This window comes from Streptomyces sp. ALI-76-A (genome assembly GCF_030287445.1).
Classification (GTDB): Bacteria; Actinomycetota; Actinomycetes; order Streptomycetales; family Streptomycetaceae; genus Streptomyces.
In genome coordinates this window covers 4,971,977-4,992,763 of sequence record NZ_JASVWB010000002.1, presented here as the reverse complement: position 1 = coordinate 4,992,763, position 20,787 = coordinate 4,971,977, and the positions used below count along the sequence as shown (strand labels likewise).

At 72.6% G+C, this 20,787-nt stretch carries 22 protein-coding genes and 2 pseudogenes; 15 read left to right on the top strand and 9 right to left on the bottom strand.

The genetic code is table 11. The features are described 5' to 3' along the window. Window positions 1-39 precede the first annotated feature (39 nt). Window positions 40-546: an ATP-binding protein gene (locus tag QQS16_RS23335; RefSeq protein WP_286063776.1), complete on the top strand. Its 507-nt coding sequence runs from the start codon at window positions 40-42 to the stop codon at window positions 544-546. Window positions 547-638: 92 nt separating this feature from the next. Here QQS16_RS23335 and QQS16_RS23330 read toward each other — a convergent pair whose 3' ends face one another. The 5 genes from QQS16_RS23330 to rpmG all read right to left on the bottom strand — a co-directional run bounded on the left by QQS16_RS23330 (window position 639) and on the right by rpmG (window position 3,081). Next, window positions 639-905 carry a DUF397 domain-containing protein gene (locus QQS16_RS23330; protein ID WP_286063775.1) on the bottom strand — a complete coding sequence of 89 codons (267 nt, stop codon included), beginning with the start codon at window positions 903-905 and terminating at the stop codon, window positions 639-641. 327 nt (window positions 906-1,232) lie between these two features. Continuing rightward, the gene (gene rpsR / locus QQS16_RS23325) at window positions 1,233-1,466 is read right to left on the bottom strand and encodes a 30S ribosomal protein S18 (protein ID WP_286063774.1); all 234 of its coding nucleotides are present in this window, start codon (window positions 1,464-1,466) and stop codon (window positions 1,233-1,235) included. Window positions 1,467-1,470: 4 nt separating this feature from the next. Beyond that, window positions 1,471-2,655, bottom strand: a complete 1,185-nt coding sequence (locus QQS16_RS23320) for a CobW family GTP-binding protein (protein ID WP_286063773.1) — start codon at window positions 2,653-2,655, stop codon at window positions 1,471-1,473. Between the two features lie 4 nt (window positions 2,656-2,659). After that, on the bottom strand, window positions 2,660-2,908 hold the full coding sequence (locus QQS16_RS23315) for a type B 50S ribosomal protein L31 (RefSeq protein ID WP_286063772.1): 249 nt from the start codon (window positions 2,906-2,908) through the stop codon (window positions 2,660-2,662). Between the two features lie 8 nt (window positions 2,909-2,916). Then, a complete protein-coding gene (rpmG, locus tag QQS16_RS23310) occupies window positions 2,917-3,081 on the bottom strand; it encodes a 50S ribosomal protein L33 (RefSeq protein ID WP_171142477.1) in 165 nt (54 codons plus the stop codon). Between the two features lie 62 nt (window positions 3,082-3,143). Here rpmG and rpmB point away from each other — a divergent pair, with 62 nt between their 5' ends. The 4 genes from rpmB (at window position 3,144) to QQS16_RS23290 (ending at window position 5,049) form a co-directional block, all read left to right on the top strand. After that, on the top strand, window positions 3,144-3,380 hold the full coding sequence (gene rpmB / locus QQS16_RS23305; RefSeq protein ID WP_062651224.1) for a 50S ribosomal protein L28: 237 nt from the start codon (window positions 3,144-3,146) through the stop codon (window positions 3,378-3,380). After that, the gene (gene rpsN / locus QQS16_RS23300) at window positions 3,380-3,685 is read left to right on the top strand and encodes a 30S ribosomal protein S14 (RefSeq protein WP_286063770.1); all 306 of its coding nucleotides are present in this window, start codon (window positions 3,380-3,382) and stop codon (window positions 3,683-3,685) included. The genes rpmB and rpsN overlap by 1 nt, the downstream gene beginning before the upstream one ends. Before the next feature lie 168 nt (window positions 3,686-3,853). After that, entirely contained in the window at window positions 3,854-4,354 is a 501-nt protein-coding gene (locus QQS16_RS23295; RefSeq protein WP_286063769.1) for a hypothetical protein, read from the top strand. A gap of 149 nt (window positions 4,355-4,503) precedes the next feature. Beyond that, on the top strand, window positions 4,504-5,049 hold the full coding sequence (locus QQS16_RS23290; protein WP_286063768.1) for a DUF4232 domain-containing protein: 546 nt from the start codon (window positions 4,504-4,506) through the stop codon (window positions 5,047-5,049). A 116-nt stretch (window positions 5,050-5,165) separates the two neighbouring features. Here the strand turns inward: QQS16_RS23290 and QQS16_RS23285 are convergent, their stop codons facing one another. Then, entirely contained in the window at window positions 5,166-6,344 is a 1,179-nt protein-coding gene (locus tag QQS16_RS23285) for a DUF2786 domain-containing protein (RefSeq protein WP_286063767.1), read from the bottom strand. Window positions 6,345-6,410: 66 nt separating this feature from the next. Between QQS16_RS23285 and QQS16_RS23280 the strand changes: the two genes are divergently transcribed. Together QQS16_RS23280 and QQS16_RS23275 are read left to right on the top strand one after the other, a co-directional pair. After that, window positions 6,411-7,037, top strand: coding sequence for a LysE family translocator (locus QQS16_RS23280; protein ID WP_286063766.1), 627 nt, complete (start codon window positions 6,411-6,413; stop codon window positions 7,035-7,037). Between the two features lie 178 nt (window positions 7,038-7,215). After that, window positions 7,216-8,901 (top strand): bifunctional 3'-5' exonuclease/DNA polymerase, encoded by a 1,686-nt coding sequence (locus QQS16_RS23275; protein WP_286063765.1) that lies wholly within the window; start codon window positions 7,216-7,218, stop codon window positions 8,899-8,901. 326 nt (window positions 8,902-9,227) lie between these two features. Here QQS16_RS23275 and QQS16_RS23270 read toward each other — a convergent pair whose 3' ends face one another. Beyond that, complete coding sequence (locus QQS16_RS23270) at window positions 9,228-10,121, bottom strand: glycosyltransferase family 2 protein (protein WP_286063764.1); 894 nt, start codon at window positions 10,119-10,121, stop codon at window positions 9,228-9,230. 249 nt (window positions 10,122-10,370) lie between these two features. Next, window positions 10,371-10,715: a hypothetical protein gene (locus QQS16_RS23265; protein ID WP_286066424.1), complete on the bottom strand. Its 345-nt coding sequence runs from the start codon at window positions 10,713-10,715 to the stop codon at window positions 10,371-10,373. 231 nt (window positions 10,716-10,946) lie between these two features. Between QQS16_RS23265 and QQS16_RS23260 the strand changes: the two genes are divergently transcribed. From QQS16_RS23260 to QQS16_RS23225, 8 genes and pseudogenes are all read left to right on the top strand, one after another. Continuing rightward, complete coding sequence (locus QQS16_RS23260) at window positions 10,947-13,442, top strand: ATP-binding SpoIIE family protein phosphatase (protein ID WP_286063763.1); 2,496 nt, start codon at window positions 10,947-10,949, stop codon at window positions 13,440-13,442. 2 nt (window positions 13,443-13,444) lie between these two features. Beyond that, on the top strand, window positions 13,445-14,503 hold the full coding sequence (locus QQS16_RS23255) for a LacI family DNA-binding transcriptional regulator (protein ID WP_286063762.1): 1,059 nt from the start codon (window positions 13,445-13,447) through the stop codon (window positions 14,501-14,503). A gap of 126 nt (window positions 14,504-14,629) precedes the next feature. Continuing rightward, window positions 14,630-15,877 (top strand): ABC transporter substrate-binding protein, encoded by a 1,248-nt coding sequence (locus QQS16_RS23250; protein WP_286063761.1) that lies wholly within the window; start codon window positions 14,630-14,632, stop codon window positions 15,875-15,877. Then, window positions 15,874-16,863: a carbohydrate ABC transporter permease gene (locus tag QQS16_RS23245; protein WP_286063760.1), complete on the top strand. Its 990-nt coding sequence runs from the start codon at window positions 15,874-15,876 to the stop codon at window positions 16,861-16,863. The genes QQS16_RS23250 and QQS16_RS23245 overlap by 4 nt, the downstream gene beginning before the upstream one ends. Further along, window positions 16,860-17,690, top strand: coding sequence for a carbohydrate ABC transporter permease (locus QQS16_RS23240; RefSeq protein WP_286063759.1), 831 nt, complete (start codon window positions 16,860-16,862; stop codon window positions 17,688-17,690). The genes QQS16_RS23245 and QQS16_RS23240 overlap by 4 nt, the downstream gene beginning before the upstream one ends. Window positions 17,691-17,926: 236 nt before the next feature. Then, a pseudogene (locus tag QQS16_RS23235) lies at window positions 17,927-18,322 on the top strand (transposase); the annotation flags it as partial. Next, window positions 18,319-18,829 (top strand): annotated as a pseudogene (locus QQS16_RS23230) (tyrosine-type recombinase/integrase); the annotation flags it as partial. The pseudogenes QQS16_RS23235 and QQS16_RS23230, both read left to right, overlap by 4 nt. Before the next feature lie 767 nt (window positions 18,830-19,596). Next, the gene (locus QQS16_RS23225) at window positions 19,597-20,082 is read left to right on the top strand and encodes a hypothetical protein (protein ID WP_286063758.1); all 486 of its coding nucleotides are present in this window, start codon (window positions 19,597-19,599) and stop codon (window positions 20,080-20,082) included. A 177-nt stretch (window positions 20,083-20,259) separates the two neighbouring features. On the opposite strand, the gene QQS16_RS23220 is transcribed toward QQS16_RS23225, so the two are convergent. Then, a complete protein-coding gene (locus QQS16_RS23220; protein WP_286063757.1) occupies window positions 20,260-20,505 on the bottom strand; it encodes a hypothetical protein in 246 nt (81 codons plus the stop codon). Window positions 20,506-20,787: the final 282 nt, after the last annotated feature.

The following is a 20,787-nucleotide window of genomic DNA, read 5'->3' as shown; positions in this document are numbered from 1 at the left end:
CTGCATCGCAACGACCGCGAATTCCCGGGAGTGCCTCGCATGGCAACGAATGGATCGACCATGCTCAAGCCTTTACGGCAGGGCCTTCCGCCGCTGGATCCCGGGGCCGCGTCCGACGCCGCCTCCTGCGCCCTCCCCGCCCGCTACGAAGCGGTCCGTGAGGCGCGGCAGTTCACGCGCAGAACACTGGACCAGTGGGACCTGGGCGAACGCTTCGACGACACGTGTCTGGTGGTCTCGGAACTCGTCACCAACGCCCTGCGGCACGCGCTGCCCGCCAACACCCCGCGCCTGCCCGAGCAGAGCCCGCCCGTGCGGCTGCACCTGATGCGGTGGACCGGGCGACTGGTGTGCGCGGTGCGCGATCCCAGCCAGGACAGTCCGGTCACGCGCGACGCCGACGACTTCGCGGCGGAGTGCGGTCGCGGCCTGTTCCTCGTCGACTCCTTCAGTGACAGCTGGGGCTGGCACCCGATGGCGGGGTCGATCGGCGGCAAGGTGGTCTGGGCGCTCTTCCGGCTGCCGCAGCCGCAGTCCGCCGAATGACATCGGGCGGCGCTTCCTGACGTGCGAGTTCTACGCGCGTTACGCGGAGTGGGTCGCCGGTCACGCTGCGTCGCGCGCGGGTCGGGCGCCCTTCAGCCCGCTATCAGGTGGTCGAACTCGCCGTCCTTGATGCCCAGCAGCATCGCCTCGATCTCGGCGCGGGTGTAGACGAGCGCCGGGCCGTCGGGGAACCGCGAGTTGCGCACGGCCACTTCCCCACCGGGCAGGCGCGCGAACTCCACGCAGGATCCCTGCGAGTTGCTGTGCCGGCTCTTCTGCCAGGCCACTCGCAGGTGGGCGGCGGCCATACCGTTGTAGACGCCGGACGCGTCGTCAACGTCGTACACGTCGTGGTCCACAGGTCGCTCCCCGGTGGTGCACTGGCTGGTGAGGCCATTGATGCAGCGGTCAACTGATCCGGATCATAACCCTGTTCATGTGCGGGTGCATGGGCCGATGCATATGCAGATGCACGTGCACGCGGGGTGGTCCCGTGGTTACAGACGTGACGGACGGTGTATCGACGCCGCGTGCGCCTGGTCCTGCCCTAGGAAGAGACGCACGGCACGGCGTTCCTGTTCCACCGGCCGGGCGATGTCCGGTATGAGCCGTCGCCCGGCCGGGCCGGATCGCCGTACTCGAGGACCGCGGCCAGGGGCCAGTGGTCGGCGGTCAGCGGCCAGTGGTCAGCGGCTGGAGTACGGCAGGAGCGCCATCTCCCGCGCGTTCTTGATCGCGCGGGCCAGCTGCCGCTGCTGCTGGGCCGAGACACGGGTGACCCGGCGGCTGCGGATCTTGCCGCGGTCGGAGATGAACTTCCGCAGCAGATCGGTGTCCTTGTAGTCGATGTACGTGATCTTTGCCTGGTCCAGCGGGTTGGGGCGGGCCTTGGCGGGCTTGCGGTCGAGCGTGCGGGCCATGGGGTCAGACCTCCAGGAGGGTGTCGAAGGCGGGCGGCAGGCGCTTCCAGGCGTCGCGCCCGGCGGCGTACTCGGCGTCGGTCAGCAGGCAGGTCTCCAGGACGCGTTCGAGACCGTCGCGGTCCAGGCCGGGCGAGGTGAAGACGAGGTGCTGGCAGCAGTCGCCGTGCTCCGGGTGCCAGTCCAGCGCGGCGGCGGCGCGGCGGACCGGCGGGACCATCTCCCAGGCGGCGTCGGGCAGGGAGGCGAGCCAGGGGCCCGCGCTCTCCACGCACAGGGCGCCGCCGGCCGCGTCCCAGTGCAGCAGGGTGTCCGGCCGGTCGGCGAGCCAGAACCGGCCGCGGCTGCGGGCGGCGGCGCAGGTGATGTCCTCCAGGGCCTCGTAGAGCCGCTCCGGGTGGAAGGGGCGGCACCGGTGCCACACGAGGGTGGACACGCCGTGCGCGTCGGCCTCCGCCGGGAGCAGCGCGCAGGCCGGGTGCTGGGCGGCGGCGGCCGCCTCGACGTCGAACCCGGCGAGGGCGGCCCGTGCCAGCGGGGAGCGCCCCGAGGGCCGTACGGCGGACCGGGCGCCCGCCGGGTCCCGCGGGTGGCCGCCGTCGATGGGGACCTGGCGGGCTGTCGGGTGCAGCTGGGCGAGCAGCTCGCGGTCCTCGTCGTCGGCCTCCGGGGAGTCGGCCACGGCCAGGACGGGGGCGTACTCCAGCTGGCGGGCGAAGGTGTCGGCGACCGTGCGCTGGTCGGTGGCCGCGGCGGCGAGACCGCGCTCGGCCAGGTCGTCACCGTTGCCGAGGTACGGCAGGACGAGCGCCGGGTCGACGGCGGTGATCACGCCGGTGACGCTGAGCCCGCCGGCCGTGACCACCTCGGCCATGGCCTTGGGCTCGACGGAGTCCCACAGTTCGACGACCGCGAGCCGGGTCGCGCCGACATCGGCGAGCCGGCGCAGCTCGGGCACCAGGTCCTCGCGGAGCGCGCAGCAGGCGCAGTCGTTGACCAGGGGCGTTTCACCGGCGTCGATGATGCCGGTGGCGTCGCGGACGGTCCGTACGACCGTGCCGGCGGTGGCCGTCGCCAGGTCGTGGTGGAGGGCGAGGCTGCCGGGCACGTCGGCGAGCAGCCCCGCGACGGCCGCCTTGCGGGCATCGGCGTGCAGCCCGCCGACGATCACGACGGAGAGTTCGGACACCGGGTCAGTCCTGCTTCCCGTACCGGCGCTCGAAGCGCTCCACGCGTCCGGCGGTGTCCATGACGCGTGCCGTGCCCGTGTAGAAGGGATGGCTCACGTTCGAGATCTCGACGTCGACGACGGGGTACGTGTGGCCGTCCTCCCACTCGATGGTCCTGTCGCTGGACATGGTCGAGCGGGTGAGGAAGGCGTGCTTCGCGGCGCGGTCGCGGAAGACGACGAGGCCGTAGTCGGGGTGGATTCCCTTGCGCATGGCGGTGTTCAGCGCTCCTCTCGGAAGTCGACGTGGCGGCGGACGACCGGATCGAACTTGCGCAGCGTCATGCGGTCCGGGTCGTTGCGGCGGTTCTTGCGGGTGACATAGGTGAAGCCGGTCCCGGCGGTGGACCGGAGCTTGATGACCGGGCGGAGTTCGTTGCGAGCCATGCTGGTACCTTACTGAAAATGAATTCCATTTACACATCGGCTTCGAGAGAGGTGCGTCACCCGTGTCCGCCCACTGCATGCTGACCGGCGCCCGGCCCGGCTTCGGCAACCGCATTTCGCACTCCCACCGGCGCACCTCGCGCCGCTTCGACCCGAACATCCAGTCCAAGCGCTACTGGCTGCCGAGTGAGGGCCGTCACGTACGGCTGCGACTGAGCACCAAGGGGATCAGGACCGTGGACACGATCGGCGTCGAGGCGGCCGTGGCCCGGATCCGCGCGCGGGGGGTGCGGGTCTGATGGCGAAGAAGAGCAAGATCGCGAAGAACGACCGGCGGCAGGAGATCGTCGCGCGGTACGCCGAGCGGCGGGCCGAGCTGAAGGAGATCCTCCGGCGGCCGTCGTCCACGGAGGAGGAACGGCTCGCCGCGCGGCGGGAGTTGCGCCGACAGCCGCGCGACGCCAGCGCGACGCGCGTGCGCAACCGGGACCAGGTGGACGGGCGTCCGCGCGGGTACTTCCGGGCCTTCGGACTGTCCCGGGTGAACCTGCGGGGGCAGGCGCACGCCGGATATCTGCCGGGGGTGCGCAAGTCGTCCTGGTGAGCTCGGGTCCGTCGGGGCCGCCCTGACGGGGCGCCCCGGTGGGACTCCGGTGGGGCGCCGCCTGTGGAAAGCGCCCCGTCGGGGCCTGACGGCTTCGGGGTACGCCCTGGTAACTTGCTGCGGTCCGCCCGGCCCACCGGGCGGGCCGCTACAGCTTGGGAGCTTCCAGTGACTTGGGCGACTTCGGGTACACGCCGGCGGACACGGGTCACGGCTGCGGCCGCCGGCCTCGCGGGCGCGCTCCTCCTGACCGCGTGCGGCGGCGACGGCGGCTCCGACGACGAGCCCTCCACGGGCCCCACGTCCGCCTCCGCGAGCGCGGACACGGGCGGGGGGAGCGGGTCCGGCGGAACCACGGCGCCCTCCGGCGGCGTGCAGGGCAGCTGGCTCGCCACGACCGGCGGCAAGGCCGTGGCGCTGGTGATCACCGGCGACCAGGCCGGGCTGTTCGCCACCGGCGGGACCGTGTGCAGCGGTACCGCCGGCCCGGAGACGATCCGTCTGACCTGCACGGACGGCAGCAAGGACCGGGCCACCGGAGTCGTCGACTCGGTGGACGGCACGACGCTGAAGGTGACCTGGAAGGGCGGCCTCGGGGCGGAGACGTACACCCGGTCGGAGGGCGGCACGCTGCCGACCGGGCTGCCGACGGCGAGTCTGGGCTCGTAGCCGGACCTCGTGGTCGGCGGACGGTCCGCGGTCGGTCGGCGGACGGTCCGCGGTCGAACCGGCCCGGCGGAACCGGGGGCGGCAACCGTGTCGCCCCCTTCGTGCGTGATGATCCTCGCGTACCGCCGTCTCGCACCAGAGGACCTCACATGCGCGCAACCCCCCTCGCCGTCACCGCCCTCGCCGCCGCCCTCCTCCTGACCGCCTGCGACAGCGGCGGGAGCGGGAGCGGCAGTGAGAGCGACGACAGTGGCAGCTCCCGGAAGCCCGGGGACGCCTGTCAGATCGGTCAGCTGGGCGTCGAGGCCGGCCCGGCCAACGCCGCGCCGGCCGCCGGGGACGAGGGCAACATCCCCGTCTCGCTCACCAACCAGAGCGCGCCGTGCACCCTGGAGGGCATCGCCGGGGCCGTCCTCAAGGCCGGCGGCGCCTCCGCGACCGTCCCCGCGGCGGACGGCGCCCAGCCCGAGAAGCTGACCCTGGCCAAGGGCGACAGTGTGACCTTCACCCTCACCTACGTCCGGGGCGGCGCGGCCGGCGCGAAGAGCCTCGCCGCGAAGACGCTGGAGATCAGCCTGCCCGGGGCCCCCGACGACGTGCAGAGCTTCCCGTGGTCGTACGGCCCGGTGGCACTGAAGGCCGACGGCGAGGCGCCGGACGCGTCGGTGGGGCCCTTCACGCGCGCGGGCGACTGATCGCTCCCCCGCGCGCGGGGCACTGACCGGCGTTCGCGCGCGGGTGGACGTTCGTGGGCGTCACCCCAGAGGCCGACGGGACTGCCGTCCCGCGCGCGGGAGGGCGTTCGTAAGCGTCACTCCAAGGGCCGACGGGACCGGACCTGGGCGTGGTCGGCCGCCCGGGCGCCCTCCGTCCAGCCTGCCTCGTCGCTGACACCGCGCAGCCGGGTCGTGGTCGTCTGCGGGAACATGCGGTCCAGGCGGTCGGTGACCGCGACCTCCCGGGAGGCGAGCACCGGGAGCAGGTCCTCGCTCACCGGGGCCGCGGCGGCCTCGCGCAGCCGGGTGCCGACCCGGTGGGCGTAGGCGGCGAGGAAGGACTGCCGGAAGGTCTTGGTGCGTTTGCGGCCGCCCGCGCGCTGGGCCGCCTCCGCCTTCGCCATGGCGGACTGGGCCTGCACGAGCAGCGAGGTGTACAGGAGTTCGACCGCGTCCAGGTCGGACTCGAAGCCGACCACGGTGGAGAAGCCGAGGGACTCGTTCCACACGGCCCGGCAGTGGTTCGCGACGGCGACCGCGTCCAGCAGAACCGCCTTGGCCTGCTCGTACGGCGGCTCGACGCCGATGCGGCAGGCGCCGGGGGTGTCGGCGGCGGCTCCGGGGGCGTGCGGCTGGGCGGACAGTACGGCCTCGTCCACGCTGTGCCGGGCCATCAGTTCCTGCGCCTTGGCGCTGAGCGCCTCCGCCTCCTCAGGAAAGCCGGTCGCCTCCGCCTTGGCGAGGAGAGCGCGGATGCGGGCGAGCATGCGGCCGTCGGTGCCGTGCTCCCGCCGGGAGGCCCGCCGTGGCTCCTCCAGAGGCTCCAGCGCGGGCAGGCGCAGGAGCAGGCGGTACAGCTCCAGCACGGCCGTCGCCTGCGTGAAACGGTCGGGGCGGGGCGGCGTCGCGGCGAGGTCGCCGGCGTCCGCCCGCCGGGCGATCCGGTCGAGCTGGGCGGTCCAGCGCCGGCCGCGCGGGCGGTCGCCGCGTGCCTGCGCGCGGATCAACGCGGCCACCAGGCGTACATGGCCGTCGCCCAGCTCGCGGCCGACGATCCGTACGACGTCCGCGGGCTGCCAGCCGCGCCGCCAGGCCGCCGCCACGAACTCCTCGCCCCGCCGGGCCACCTCGGCGTCCGCACCGGGGTCGGCCGCCAGGAGGGAGGCGCCGGTGTCCAGGGCGGTGTCGGAGTCGGCGTACAGGGCGGCGTGGAAGGCGCGTTCGACGGTGCCGGACGTACTGCCCGGGTCCCCTGGGGTGTTCGTGCTGCTCACCCGGGGATCGTCTCACTCCCCGAAACTCGGTCGCCGCCCCCTGGAGCTGCTTCGAGCATGGTGCGCATGGTGGACATGCATCTGTACGCGGCGTTCCTGGTCGCCGCCTTCGCGCTCTGTGTCACCCCCGGCCCCGACATGATGTTCATCGTGGCGATGGGCGGACGCGGTGGGCCGACTGCCGGGGTGATGGCCGCGTTCGGGGTGGCCTGCGCCATGCTCGTGCACGCGGTCGCCGCGGCGCTCGGTCTGTCGGCGTTGTTCCTGGCGTTGCCGACGCTCTACCACGTGCTGCGCTGGGCGGGCGCGGCCTATCTGCTCTACCTGGCGGTGAAGGCCTTCAGGGACCGCTCGGTGCCGGGCGAGGAAGGGGAGCCGGCCGGTGCGGGGATGCGGCGGGCGTTCTGGCAGGGGGCGGTCACCAACCTGCTCAACCCCAAGGTGATCCTGTTCAACGTGGCGTTCCTGCCCCAGTTCGTCGACCCGTCGCTCGGACACGTGCGGGGCCAGTTCCTGCTGCTCGGCGCGACCATCGTGGTCATGGGGTTCCTCTGGGACGGCTTCGTCGGCCTGCTCGCCGGGCGGCTGGCCGGCCTGCTCCGGCGCAGCACGCGGGTGAACCGGGCGTTGAACGTCGTCTCCGGGACCGTGTTCGCGGGGCTGGCGGTGCGATTGGTGGCCGCGCCGAAGTAGCGGCCGACGGAGAGTCGTGGAAGTCGCCGCCGGCGGAGAGTGTCGACGTGGCCGCCGGCGGAGCCGGACAGCGGAGGTGGGCCGCGATCAGGTCCAAGGCCGTTGCGTTGTTTCGTCCATGACCGCGGTGCCGATGTTCCGCCGGGGCGTTGTCAGACCCTGCTGGCAGACTCGCCGTATGACCGATCGGTGGGCTCTGGCTCCGGCCGAGGGCGGTGGCGTGGAGTTCGCCGCCCTCGGTGCCGGCGGGGTGCTCGCGGGGCCGGTGCGGCGGGCGGCGGACGCCGCCGAGGCCGTGCGCGGCCTGCCGGAGGTCACGCGCTGGGTGTGGCGGTCGACGGCCGAGACGTACCCGCCTCTGCTCGCCACGGGGGTGCGAGTGGAGCGGTGCTACGACGTGGAGGACGCGGAGACGCTTCTCCTCGGTCATGAGGGGCGCTCCGGCGCACCCCGGTCGGCGGCCGCCGCCCTCGCCCGGCTGCGGGGCGGCCCCGTACCGCCCGACCCTCCGCAGCGGTCCGCCGAGCCGGGCTCGCAGTCGTCGCTGTTCGAGCCGCAGGCCGCGCGCCTCCCGCTCGCCGACCTCGTGGAGGTGTACGCCGACCAGCAGCGGCGGCACGACGCCACCGCGCGTCCCGACCGCATGCGGCTGCTGACCGCCGCCGAGTCGGCGGGCATGCTGGTGGCCGCCGAGATGAACCGGGCCGGGCTGCCGTGGAGCGCCGACGTGCACCGCCGGGTGCTGCACGACCTGCTCGGTGAGCGGTACGCCGGCGGCGGCGAACCCCGCCGCCTGGCCGAACTCGCCGACGAGGTATCCGCCGCCTTCGGCCGCCGGGTCCGCCCCGACCTGCCCGCCGACGTGGTCAAGGCGTTCGCGCAGGCCGGGATCAAGGTCAGGTCGACCAGGCGGTGGGAGATCGAGTCGGTCGACCATCCCGCCGTGAAGCCGCTGGTCGAGTACAAGAAGCTGTACCGCATCTGGGTCGCCCACGGCTGGTCCTGGCTCCACGACTGGGTGCGCGACGGCCGGTTCCGCCCCGGGTTCCTCGCGGGCGGCACGGTCACCGGCCGATGGGTCACCAACGGCGGCGGCGCCCTGCAGATCCCGAAGGTGATCCGGCGGGCCGTGGTCGCCGATCCCGGCTGGCGGCTGGTGGTCGCCGACGCCGACCAGATGGAACCGCGCGTGCTGGCCGCCATCTCCCGCGATCCCGGGCTGATGGAGGTGGCCGGCCGGGAGACCGACCTGTACCAGTCCGTGTCCGACCGCGCCTTCTCCGGCGACCGCGCCCAGGCCAAGCTCGCCGTGCTCGGCGCGGTCTACGGCCAGACCTCCGGCGACGGCCTGAAGAACCTCGCCGCGCTCAGACGCCGCTTCCCGCGCGCGGTGGCCTACGTCGACGACGCGGCGCGGGCCGGCGAGGAAGGGCGGCTGGTGCGCACCTGGCTCGGCCGGACCTGCCCGCCGGCGGCCGGGGCGAGCGAGGACACGGCGGAGGAGGCGGGCATCCCCGCGGCGGAGAACGACCCCGAGGACCGCCCGTGGGTGCCCGGCCACACCTCGACCGACGCCCGCGCCCGCGGCCGCTTCGCCCGCAACTTCGTGGTCCAGGGCAGCGCCGCCGACTGGACCCTGCTGCTGCTCGCCGCGCTGCGTCGCGCCTGTGCGGACATGGCGGCCGAGCTGGTCTTCTTCCAGCACGACGAGGTGATCGTGCACTGCCCGCAGGAGGAGGCGGAGGCGGTCGTGACAGCGATCCGTGAGGCGTCGGACCTGGCCGGACGGCTGACGTTCGGGGAGACCCCGGTGCGGTTCCCGTTCAGCACGGCGGTGGTCGAGTGCTACGCGGACGCGAAGTGAGCGGCGGGGGTGGGGCGGACGGGGTGAGCTCGGTGCGCAGGCCGGGCAGCGAGCAGGGAACAGCGGCCGGCAGGCAAATAGGCAGGCAAGCAGGCAGATCGGGTGAGTCCCGCGCGGTGACGCGCAGTGAGCGCCCAGCGGGCGGATCGCGTCACTCCCGTGCACGGGCCCGGAGCGGCCCGAAGCGTCGCGCGGTCGGCGCGGGTCATCGCGGCGCATGGCACCGGTTCGGCCGGAGGGCCGGTCCGACTGCACCGGGACCCCGGTCGGCCGCCGGGGACCGCCCGGAGCCGTGAGCATGCGCGGCCCGCCCACGTGGTCCGGGGTCAGATCACCGGTGGGCGGCCCAGCCGGGTCAGCCGCCACACCGTGCTCCAGCGCATGGGCCGGCGTTCTCCGGCGGGTTCGCGCAGGCCTTCCAGGAAGCCGCCGAACCAGGCGCGCAGTCCGGCCGCCGACCGCACCCGCAGCAGCGTGAGCAGCGTCCACACGCCCAGATGCACGGGGATGAGCGGCAGCGGGAGCCGGCGGCGGACCAGCCAGACCCGGTTGCGGGCGTTCACCCGGTAGTAGATGGCGTGCCGGGCGGGCGAGGTCCTCGGGTGCCGGAGCAGCAGCTCGGGCGCGTACAGGATCCGCCAGCCGTGGTCGACGGCCCGCCAGGCCAGGTCGATCTCCTCGTGGGCGAAGAAGAACGCGGCGGGCCAGTCCCCGGTCTCGTCGAGCATCGCCATGCGGAAGGCGTGCCCGCCGCCGAGGAACCCGGTGACGTACCCGCCCCGCAGGGGGTCGGACGCACCGATCCGCGGCACGTGCCGCTGCTGTGTCTCCCCGTACTCGTCGGCGATACGGAAGCCGACGACGCCGAGGCGCGGGTCGACGGCGAACAGGTCGCCCACGCGGCGCAGTACGTCGGCGTCGACCAGCAGTCCGTCGTCGTCCAGCTCGACGACGACATCGATGTCCCCGAACTCCCGGAGCCGGCCGAGCGCCACGTTCCGTCCGCCGGGACAGCCGAGGTTCTCCTCGAGCTCGATGGCGATGACCTCGCCGGGCAGCGAGAGCCGCTCGGCGAACTCGGGCAGCCGGCAGCCGTTGCCGACGATCACGATCCGCGCGGGGGCGAGATCCTGCTTGGCCACGGACTCCAGCAGCGCGTCCACCTCCGCCGGCCGGTTCCCCATGGTCACCACGGCGACGGCGACCCTCGGCTCCCCCACGCCCCTCACCTCATCCCGGCCGCCGACAATCACGTCCGCGATGCTAGCCGTTCACGGTGAGGACTTCCGGGGTACGCCGACCGGTGCGCCGGTCGGCGCGGCGATGGCGCGGCGCGGGAGCGGGAGCGGGAGCGCGTGCGCGGCGGCGGCGGCGCGGCGATGGCGCGGGAGCGGGAGCGGGTTCGCTTGCGCGGCGCATCCACGCCCGCCCGCCCACCCACCCATCTATGTCCGCGTCCCTAGATGCGTTCACATCCGCAGGAGTCGCTGGGTGATCTCGCGGTACTCCCGCAGCGCGAAGCGCAGTCCGTCCGACTCCGTCTCGGAGTCCGGCTCCTGCCAGCCCTCGTGCAGCAGGCGGCGCCGCTCCGCGAGGGCGTTCGTGAGCCGGACGACGGCTTCGTCGAAGGCGCCCTCAGCCTCCTCCAACGCCTGCCGGGGACTGTCGGCGAAGGTGTTCAGGGCGTGCTGGAGGCGCAGGGTGAGCTCGTCCCGTTCGCTCTGCGGGACCAGCGGCTCCGGGCCCGAGGTGCGGCGCCCGGCGGAGCCGGAGGCCTTGTCCGGGGGCTGCTGAGCACGTGCCTGGTCGTACATCATCGTGTGGCCGCTTTCCTGTGCTGTCCGTGGATTCCGGTCGGAGCCGTCACCGACCGTCTTCCCCCTGCGCCGAGCGGCCAGTCAACGCCCGGCGCCGTCCCGTGTCAACGCGGTTCCGGCGCCCGCGGTGAGCGGGCCGCCCGGCGGTCCCACGTGCCCTCATCTGACCGACAGCCACTCGGCCAGGTCCGACTTGTCCGTTTCTGGTACGGCGGGCACGCTGAGGACATGAGTGACACGGGCTCGGGCGCCGCCGCCACGGCCACCCTCAGCCCCCGAGGCACCGTCACGGGCTGGAGCGAGGGGGCACGACGGCTGCTCGGCTACCGGGCCGCGGACGTCGTGGGGCATCCCGCGGCCGGCCTGCTCGCCGCGGTGGACGGCTCCCGCGCGGCCGGGTTCACCCCGGTCGGCTCACGGGAGTGGAGCGGCACGGCCGCCGTCCGCCACCGGGACGGCCATCGCGTCGATCTCGCCCTGCACTCCTCCCCCTCGCTGGACGGGAAGGGCGAGATCCAGGGGTTCGTCGTGACCGCCACCGCCGGCCACGTGACCGCCACCGCCGGCCCGTCCGGGCCGGGGTCGGGACACGATCGGAGGATGCTGGAGTGGGCGTACACCCAGTCCTCCGTCGCCCTGTCCACCTTCGTCATGCCGGCTCCCGCCGCACCCGCCCCGGCCGTGCCCACCTCCGCCACCTCCGCCACCCCTGCCCCCGCCACCTCCGCCGCTACCTCCGTGGCGGCGCCCCGGTGGCGGCCGAACGCGGCCGCGTCGGCGGGCGAGGGGGACGGGTCACCGTATCCGGACGTCCTCGACGACGAGGACGGTGCCGGCGAGGGGTTCCTGCGGTTCGTCCGCCAGGTGGCCGAGGAAGCCGAGCCGATGCGCTACGAACGGTTCGCCCCGGGGCCCTCCTCCTCCCGCCGGCACGCCTGGATCATCGAGATGTGGCCCGTGAGGGACCCCTCGACCGGCCAGGTGTGCGGGGTCGGCACCGCGGCGTTCGACAGCAGCGAGCAGCACTGGGCGCGGCAGCGGCTGGCCCTGCTGAACGAGGCGGGGGCCTGTGTCGGCACCACGCTGAACGTGGAGCGCACCGCCCAGGAGCTCGCCGATCTGGTCGTGCCCCGGCTCGCCGACTTCGTCAGCGTGGACCTGCTCGACTCCGTGACCCGCGGGGACGAACCGGTCCCGGGTCCGATCGACGCGGCCGTGGTGCTGCGCCGGGTCGCCCACCAGTCCGCCGCCGACGGCGTGCCCGAGGCCGCCGTGCACCTCGGCCACGTCGACACCTACCCCGCGTTCTCGCCCCCCGCCCGGTGCCTGGCCACCGGCCGCCCCGTGCTCAGCGGGACCGACGACCCCGACTTCGTCCGGTGGGTCACCCGGCACGAGAGCAGAAGCGCCACCGTACGGGCGTACGGATTCCACTCGATCATGGCTGTCCCGCTGCGGGCGCGGGGGATCACGCTGGGCGTCGCGGTCTTCGCCCGGGGCAGTTCCTCCGACGGCTTCGAGCAGGACGATCTGGTGCTCGCCGAGGAACTCGCGGGCCGGGCGGCGGTCGGCGTCGACAACGCGCGCCGGTACACCCAGGAGCACACCAACGCCCTCACCCTCCAGCGCAGTCTGCTGCCGCACGGCCTGCCCCGGCAGGCGGCCGTCGAGGTCGCGTACCGCTATCTGCCGGCCGGGTCGGGGGCGGGCGTGGGCGGCGACTGGTTCGACGTGGTGCCCCTGTCCGGCACCCGGGTCGCCCTGGTCGTCGGCGACGTGGTCGGGCACGGCCTGCACGCCTCCGCCACCATGGGGCGGCTGCGCACGGCGGTGCGCACCCTGGCCGACGTCGACCTGCCCCCGGACGAGCTGCTCACCCACCTCGACGACCTGGTCACCCACCTCACCTACGACGACGAGAGCGTCCCCGAGGAGATGCCGTCCGCCGGCGAGATCGGCGCCACCTGCCTGTACGCCGTCTACGACCCGGTCTCCCGCGTCTGCACCCTCGCCAGCGCCGGCCATCCCCCGCCCGCCGTGGTGTACCCCGACGGCACGGTCACCGTGGTCCGGCTCTCCCCGGGGCCGCTCCTGGGGGTCGGCGGCCTGCCCTTCGAGGCCACCGAGCTGGAGCTGCCCGAAGGCAGCCTGCTGGCCTTCTACACCGACGGTCTGGTCGAGGCCCGTCACCACGACATCGGCCTCGGCCTCGACCGGCTGTGCGAGTCGCTCCGCTCCCCGGCGCCCTCACTCGAGGTGACCTGTGACGCCGTGCTCAAGGCGCTGCTCCCCGACAGCCCCGACGACGACGTGGCGCTGCTCCTCGCCCGCACCCGCGCCCTGCACACCGACCAGGTCGCGGCCTGGTCCCTGCCCTCCGACCCGGCGATCGTGGCGGACGCCCGGGCGCAGGCCTCCCGCCAACTGGACGCCTGGGGGCTGTCGGACGCGGCGTTCGTCACCGAACTGGTGGTGAGCGAACTGGTCACCAACGCCATCCGGTACGGAGCGGTGCCCATCGGGCTGCGGCTGATCCGGGACCGGACGCTGATCTGCGAGGTCTCCGACGCCAGCAGCACCGCGCCGCACCTGCGCCGCGCCCGTACCTACGACGAGGGCGGACGCGGACTGCACATGGTCGCCCAGCTCACCCAGGGCTGGGGCACCCGCCAGACCCCGACCGGCAAGACCATCTGGGCTGAACAACCCCTCCCGGCCGGCTGACGATGACGAGGCCGACGGACGACCCGACAGCGGCCGGAGCGAGTTCGCCCCCACGGGCGAACCCCCCGGCGGGCGGCGGTACGGCCACGAGCGGTACGCCCACCGGCGGTACGCGCACGCTCGGCCTGGTCTATCCCCCGGCGGGACGCCGGCGCGACTACACCGGGATGCAGCTCACGTTCATCGGCGGCGTGGCCGAGGCCGCCCGCACCCATGACTACGACGTGCTGCTCTCCCCCGCCGACCGGGCGGACGACCCGTCCTGGCGGCGGATGGTCGACGGCACCCTGGTGGAGGGCGTGATCCTCATGGAGATCCGGCTGGAGGACGACCGGGTCGAACACCTCGCCAAGGCGGGCCTCCCCTACGTCACCATCGGAAGGAACAGCCGGGCGGAGGAGACCGGCTGGGTCGATCTGGACTTCGCGGGCCTGGCGCGCGGCTGCGTGTACCACCTGGCCGACCTGGGCCACCGCCGGATCGCCTTCGTCAACCGGTCCGAGGAGCTCTACCGGAGCGGCTACGGGTTCGCGCACCTGGGACTCGAGGGCTACACCAAGGCCATGGCGGAGCAGGTCCTCACCCCCCGCGCGTACCACTGCGGCGACGACATCGCCGCGGGAGAGGCCGTCCTGGAGCGGATCCTGCGGGACGATCCGGCGACCACGTCACTGGTCACCATGAACGAGGCCGCTCTGGAGGGCCTGTACCGCGGGCTGACCCGGCACGGCCGCAGGGTGCCGCGGGACTTCTCGGTCGTCGGCGTGGCGGCCGGCCACTGGGCGGAGCGGGTGGAGCCGCAGCTCACCGCGGCCGAGATCCCCGCCAAGGAGATGAGCCGGGTGGCCGTCGACCTGATGCTGCGCAGGCTCACCGCGCCCGGCTCACCTCCCCGGCACGTCCTGCTCAAGCCCCTGATCTCGCTGCGGGCCAGCACCGGCCCGTGCCGGCCGGTGCCGGGTTCCGAGCCCGACCGGGAGCTGCCGGAACGGGAGTTCCCCGACCTCGACGCGTTCCCCGATCTGCCCGACCCGCCCGACACGCCGGACCCCGGCTTCTGACCTCCGCCCGCCCGACCTACGACCCCCGCCCCGACCCGCCCCGACCTCGTTCTGACCCCGCCCCGACCTCGTTCTGATCCCGTCCCGACCCCCGTTTCTTTCCTGACCCCTGACTGGGAGTGGAGCATGTCGTACGCCGTCGACCGCCGTGGTTTCCTGCGGGCCGCGGGCGCGGGAGTGGCCGCGCTCGGCCTCGGCCCGGCCCTGGCCTCCTGCGACTCGGGCCGGCGGAGCGGCGGCTCGACGGTCACCCTCACCTGGTGGGACTACTTCACCCTGGACACCTTCCAACCCGCCTTCGACCGGCTGATCAGGGACATCGAGGCGCATGTCCCCGGTGTGCGGATCGAGCGGCGGACGTTCCCCTTCGCCGACCTCGACCGGCAGCTCACCCTCGGCGCGGTCTCCGGCGACCTGCCGGACATTGCCATCGTCGACAACGTGGCCATGAACGCACTGGGCGGCAGCGGACTGCTGGCCGATCTCACCGGCCGGGTGGCGGAGTGGGGCCAGGCGGGCACGTACTACGAAGGACCCTGGGCCGGCTGCCAGGTCGGCGGCAGGACCCTCGGCATCCCCAACAACAGCAACTGCCTCGCCCTCTACTACAACGCCGAGATGCTCGACTCCGCCGGTCTGCGTCCCCCCACCACGTGGGACGAGCTGGCCGACACGGCGCAGAAGCTGACCAGCGGGGACCGGTTCGGCCTGGCGATGAGCGCGATCAGGACGGAGGAGGGCGTCTTCCAGTTCCTGCCGTTCCTCTGGCAGGCCGGCGGCGACCTGGACAGCTTCGCCCGGGACGGCGCGACCGCGCTGTCCTTCCTCGACGATCTGGTGGCCAAGGGCTCGCTGTCGGAGCAGTGCGTGGGCTGGACCCAGCAGGACGTCAACACCCGGTTCGTCAACCGGCGGGCCGCCCTCCAGATCAACGGTCCCTGGCAGCTGCCCGCCCTCAGGAACGCCGACCTGGAGTACGGCGTCGCCGCCCTGCCCCGCGACCGGGAGGCCGCCACCTGCCTGGGCGGGGAGAACTGGGTGGTGATGGCGAGCGGCAAGCACCACGACAAGGCCTGGGAGGTCCTCGAGTACACCCAGCGTCCGTCGGTTCTGGTGCCGTACCTGGTGGCGCTCGGCAATCTCCCCGCCCGCAAGGACCTGGCGGGCACGGGCACCTGGGCGTCCGACCCGGCCCTGCGTCTCTTCCTCAGCCAGCTTGCCGTCGCCCGTCCGCGCCAGTACGGGCCGCGCTACGCCGACGCCTCGCAGGCCGTCGCCGTCGCCGAGCAGGCCGTCCTCACCGACTCCGCCGCCCCCGCCGCCGCGGCGAAGTCGGCCGCGGTGAAGATCGACAAGGCACTGGAACGGCGGTGAAGGGACGCCGGCCGACGGTCAGGAGACGCCAGTCGGCGGTCGGGAGACGCAGGCCGACGCCGACGCTCGGGCGCCGTGCCCCGTCCCGGTCCCCGTCCCCGTCCGCACGCCGCCGCCGAGCCGGGTACCTGTTCTCCCTGCCCGGTCTTGCCTTCCTCGCCCTCTTCCTGGCCTACCCGCTGCTGCACAACGTGTGGATGTCCGTGCACGACGTGGACCTGAGCGCCCTGCTCGGCGGTGCCGGCCGGTTCAACGGCCTGGCCAACTACCGGGCCACGGTCGCCGATCCGGGCTTCTGGCACGCCGTCCGCCTCTCACTGGTCTTCACCGTGGGCTCGCTGCTGTTCCAGTTCGTCATCGGCTTCGCCCTGGCCCTGCTGTTCGCCCGGCCGTTCCCGCTGAACGGCCTGCTCCGGTCGCTGCTGCTGGTGGCCTGGCTGCTGCCCCCGGTGGTCAGCGGCACCCTCTTCCGCTGGATGCTGGACGGCGAGTCGGGCGCCTACAACGCCCTGCTCCGCGCGACGGGTCTGGGCGCGCTGTCGCACGACTGGCTCACCGACCCGGGCACCTCGCTGGCCGGGGTGATCCTCGCCAACGTGTGGGTCGGCGTGCCGTTCAACATGCTGCTGCTCCTAGTGGGCCTGCGCACCATCGACCCGGAACTCCACGAAGCCGCCGCCCTCGACGGCGCGGACGCCCGGCAGCGGTTCCGCTGGATCACCCTCCCGCTGATGCGGCCCGTGTCGGTGACCGTGCTGCTGCTCGGCCTCGTCTACACCTTCAAGGTCTTCGACATCATCTTCGTGATGACGGGCGGCGGCCCCGTCGACGCCACCAGTGTCCTGTCGCTCTACGTCTACGAGATCTTCTTCAGGTTCTTCCGCTTCGGCGAGGGTGCGGCGGCCGGCCTGCTCCTGCTCCTCGTCCCCCTGCTCGCGGGCGTGCTCCATGTGCGGCGGCTGCGCGGCGAGGGAGACACGGCGTGACCCCGGCCCGCCGCCGCCCCTGGCTGCTCACCGCCGCCGCCACGCTGATCACCGCGGCCTTCCTGCTGCCGGTTCACTGGATGGTCAGCACCAGCCTGACCAGGCCCGACCGGATCCTGGCCGACTCCGCCCAGTGGATCCCCGCACCGGTCACCACGGAGAACTACGCGACGGCACTGGCCGAGGACGCGCTCCCCCGGGCCCTGCTCAACAGCCTGGTGATCTCGTGCGGAGTGGTCGCGTTCACCCTGCTGCTCGGCGTCCCCCTCGCCTACGCGCTCGCCCGGATCCCGATGCGCGGCTCCGGCACCATGGTGCTCGTCCTGCTCATCGCCCAACTGCCGCCCAGCATCGTGCTCGCCGCTCCGCTGTTCATCCTCGAACGCCGGGCCGGTCTCGACGACACGTACCTCGGTCTGATCGCCGCCGACACCACGCTCACCCTGCCGTTCGCGGTGATCGTGCTGCGCCCCGTGCTGCGGGCCGTCCCGAAGGAGCTGGAGGAGGCCGCCCTGGTCGACGGGTGCGGCCCGGTGGGCGTCCTGCTGCGGATCGTCCTGCCCGTCATGGTGCCCGGTCTGGCCGCGGTGGCCGGCCTCTCCTTCCTGATCGCCTGGGGCGAGTTCGTGTTCGGCCTCACCCTCGCCACCGAGCCCGCCGTGCAGCCCGTCACCGTCCTGCTCAACGCCTTCGTCGGCCGGCACGGAACCGCGTGGGGGACCCTGATGGCCACCGCCACCCTCATCAGCGTCCCCGTGGTCTGCGTCTTCGCGCTCGTCCAGCGCTTCGTCGGGGGCGGGCTGACCACCGGGGGCGCCAGGGGCTGAGCGGAGCCGGCGTCGACATCGAGGACGGCGTCGTTGGTCCCGGGGTGTCCGTGGGCGTCCACGAAACGGGCTCATGACCTGGTGGAGAAGGCTCGCGGACGAAGGCTCGCGGACCTCGGCAGACGGCAGTGGACGATGCCGGATCGGCCAACAAGTGAGACCGCCACTGAGACCGCCACGAGCAGAATGATCAGAGAGCGCACGAGGTCCAGCCACAGCCTCTCCACCCCCGTGATCTTCTTCGCTACGGATCCCAGGCCGCACTGCGGAAAGCCGGCCGCCGCCGGCTCGTCGAGGTGACCCGGCCCAGGGCCCCGCGCATGGCCCAGCGGCTCATCGACGAGGTCTTCGACGCGCTCGACGAACAGACCGTAGTCGTCCCCGGGACCGGCACCCTCGGCGTCGTGATCCCGTCGCCGGCCCGCTCGCTCGCCGCTGTCCACGAGCAACGACGAGCCCTGGAACCGCAGATCGGGCAGCTGCTGGAGGCTCACCCTCTTTTCCCGGTCCTGACCTCGATTCCGGGAGTCGCGGTCAGGACCGCCGCCACCTTGCTGGTCACCGTCGGCGACGGCACCAGCTTCCCCACCGCCGCCCACCTGGCCTCCTACGCCGGCCTCGCCCCTACGACGCCGTGCCGATCCCGCCCGTCTTCACCTCGTTCCTGCACGACCACAAGGCCCAGCAGGAAGCGATGCGGGAAGCCGTCGGGGAGTTGTGGCGGGAGCACGACGTAGTGTTCTCGCGGCCGGACGGCCGACCACTGGACCCGCGCGCCGACTACGAGGAGTTCAGGGAGCTGCTCAAGGAGGCCGGGATCGATGACCGCCGCCTGCACGACGGGAGCCGCCACACCGCCGGCACGATCCTGAACGAGTTGGGCGTCGACATGCCCACGATCATGGAGATCCTGCGGCATACGCAGATCAGTCAGACCCGGCGGTACGTCAAGGGCCGGTCGCACCTGTCGAAGGAAGTGGCCGCGCTCGATGGACGCCACGACGGCGTTCAAGCCATGCGGCGCATGGGCGAGTTCTTCGTGCCTCCGCCCTCGACCCCGATTCCGGGCCCCACTGAGCAGAAGTGAGACCGCCGACACCCGCGCGGCCCGTGCCCGGCGTCGCCGCCGCATCCGGTAAAAGCAAAAGCCCCAGGTCACGGCGAGTGAGTCCTGAGGCTTCCACAGAGCCGCCTTCGGGATTCGAACCCGAGACCTACGCATTACGAGTTGTCCGATCTTGGTCCCGGGACGTCCGGGAGCGTCCGCGAATGGTGCTCCGTACCTGTTCAGAAGGGTTGGCGGACTTCATCGGACGACGGTGGATGGTTGCGGAACTAGTGGCTACTGAGACCAGGACCGAGACCACAGCTGCCCGAGTCGGCAGTTTTACAGCGGGCCCGGTTCACCTTCTACGACCTGCAGTTTTCGTGTGCCGCTTGCCGTCCAGGGGTGCCGCGCGCCGCCGTCGTCCGGGGTCGTTGATGTCAGCGGAACAGCTCGGGCATCGGGCAAGTTTCCAGCGGCCCCTCCGGTCGGTCAGCCCAGCACCACCAGACGTGCCGACCGGCGCACCTCAGCAGTGTCCGGCAGGTCCGCCGGCCATCTTCCCCCGCTTAACGAGAACGAAGCCACCGGACTTCATGGGCTGGCTGCACTCGGGACAGGCCGGGGCGTCGTCGGTCATGCGGCGCACCCTAACTGAGCGACCGCTTCGTCCCGAAGCAACTCGGGCACCGGTGCTGCCTGGGGTCGGTGCGGCTCTCACCTGCGCCGATGGTCTGCTGACGTTCGCGCTCGTCCGCCGTTGTGCGTCGGCGTTGTCACGCAGTTAGACACTCACCGCTCGATCGCACGATGCTGCATAGCCATGGTCGGGTCGGGGCTGGCTCAGTAGAGAATGGCACGGTGGACGTAGCTGCGGAACTGCGCGCCCTTACGGGCTCGCTGTCGCGAGAAGCCGGGGTCTTCGGCCGTGTGGTTAACGAGGCCGGCGGATCCGTTCCGGGACTCGTTCGCCAAGTGGCCGCCGAGGCTGAAGAGGCTTGGAAGCAGTATGCAGTGGAAGGTGCAGTTGGCCCGGACACACCAGTAGAGATCGACGACGCACTCTTGCAGATCGACGCTGAGCGCGCAGCGGAGCTGTTGGCCTACCTGGCGACCTACAACCTCGTGTTTCCGGGCTCAGAACGTCGAGACCGCGCTCATGCCCGTAGAGCGGCGGAACGTGTTGTCCATCTGCTGGGCTACGAGGCCGCCTGGTACACGAACATCATCGACCTCTCGTCCGCAGCACGAGCGTGGAACCCGGTCACCCGGCATGCGTTCGATGGGGTCGTTGCTGGGACCGGCGGGTCCTTCATCGTGGTATTGCTGCAGGTAGGCGAGGACTGAGCCCTGCTGACACTCTGTCGCTGACGTGTCAGCCGCGGCGTTGTGCGAGCACCGCTTTAGGAGTTCGTTCACCGGGCCGTGCGGCCTGCTCCATGCTCATGACGCTGCGGGTTCCCGGTGCCCCTGTGGCTGTTCCAGTCCGTTGCCGTCTGGGGGCGTTGATGTCATCCGCTGATGTCACTTCGCGGAGCGTCGGCGCGTCGCCAGTCGTCGCAGCCTACGGCGGCGCTGTCCCGCTGCGCGCTGCTGAGCTCTCACGATGGCAACTGTCTGCGGATCACTGATCAGGTCGTAGTCATGCATCAAAAGCGCGTCGTCGTCCTCGGCAAGCAGGCACCGCAACGTGTCGATGTGACGCTCAGGACTGGCGAGTAGCCGCTTCGACTCCAGCCAAGCGGCCAGACCACCATCGTCTTCCAACACGGGACCACCGTAGTCAGCCGGCCCGGCGTCGTCATGCCAGTTCTCCGGGCTTGGGCATGATGCATCCAGTGTCGCAGATCGACTCCGGTGGCCCAGGCCGGAGCGGGGTGGGGGCGGTCACCCATGGGTGCCGACTGTCAGCGTTGGCCGGCCTCGGACGGCCCAGGGACGGCCCGGCAGGCGATCGCGAGAAGGCCGCCGTACCCATGTCCTCGATGCTCGCGTGAGCAGCGCACCCCTCGCGGAACGCGCACCCCCTTGCGTATCCCGATCTCTGCGGGG

Coding starts and splice junctions, on each gene's coding strand:
- QQS16_RS23335 (WP_286063776.1), top strand. CDS start 40: ATGGCAACGAATGGATCGACCATGCTCAAGCCTTTACGGCAGGGCCTT.
- rpsR (WP_286063774.1), bottom strand. CDS start 1,466: ATGGCCCGCACGCTCGACCGCAAGCCCGCCAAGGCCCGCCCCAACCCG.
- QQS16_RS23315 (WP_286063772.1), bottom strand. CDS start 2,908: ATGCGCAAGGGAATCCACCCCGACTACGGCCTCGTCGTCTTCCGCGAC.
- rpmG (WP_171142477.1), bottom strand. CDS start 3,081: ATGGCTCGCAACGAACTCCGCCCGGTCATCAAGCTCCGGTCCACCGCC.
- rpsN (WP_286063770.1), top strand. CDS start 3,380: ATGGCGAAGAAGAGCAAGATCGCGAAGAACGACCGGCGGCAGGAGATC.
- QQS16_RS23290 (WP_286063768.1), top strand. CDS start 4,504: ATGCGCGCAACCCCCCTCGCCGTCACCGCCCTCGCCGCCGCCCTCCTC.
- QQS16_RS23280 (WP_286063766.1), top strand. CDS start 6,411: ATGGTGGACATGCATCTGTACGCGGCGTTCCTGGTCGCCGCCTTCGCG.
- QQS16_RS23275 (WP_286063765.1), top strand. CDS start 7,216: ATGACCGATCGGTGGGCTCTGGCTCCGGCCGAGGGCGGTGGCGTGGAG.
- QQS16_RS23265 (WP_286066424.1), bottom strand. CDS start 10,715: ATGTACGACCAGGCACGTGCTCAGCAGCCCCCGGACAAGGCCTCCGGC.
- QQS16_RS23260 (WP_286063763.1), top strand. CDS start 10,947: ATGAGTGACACGGGCTCGGGCGCCGCCGCCACGGCCACCCTCAGCCCC.
- QQS16_RS23255 (WP_286063762.1), top strand. CDS start 13,445: ATGACGAGGCCGACGGACGACCCGACAGCGGCCGGAGCGAGTTCGCCC.
- QQS16_RS23250 (WP_286063761.1), top strand. CDS start 14,630: ATGTCGTACGCCGTCGACCGCCGTGGTTTCCTGCGGGCCGCGGGCGCG.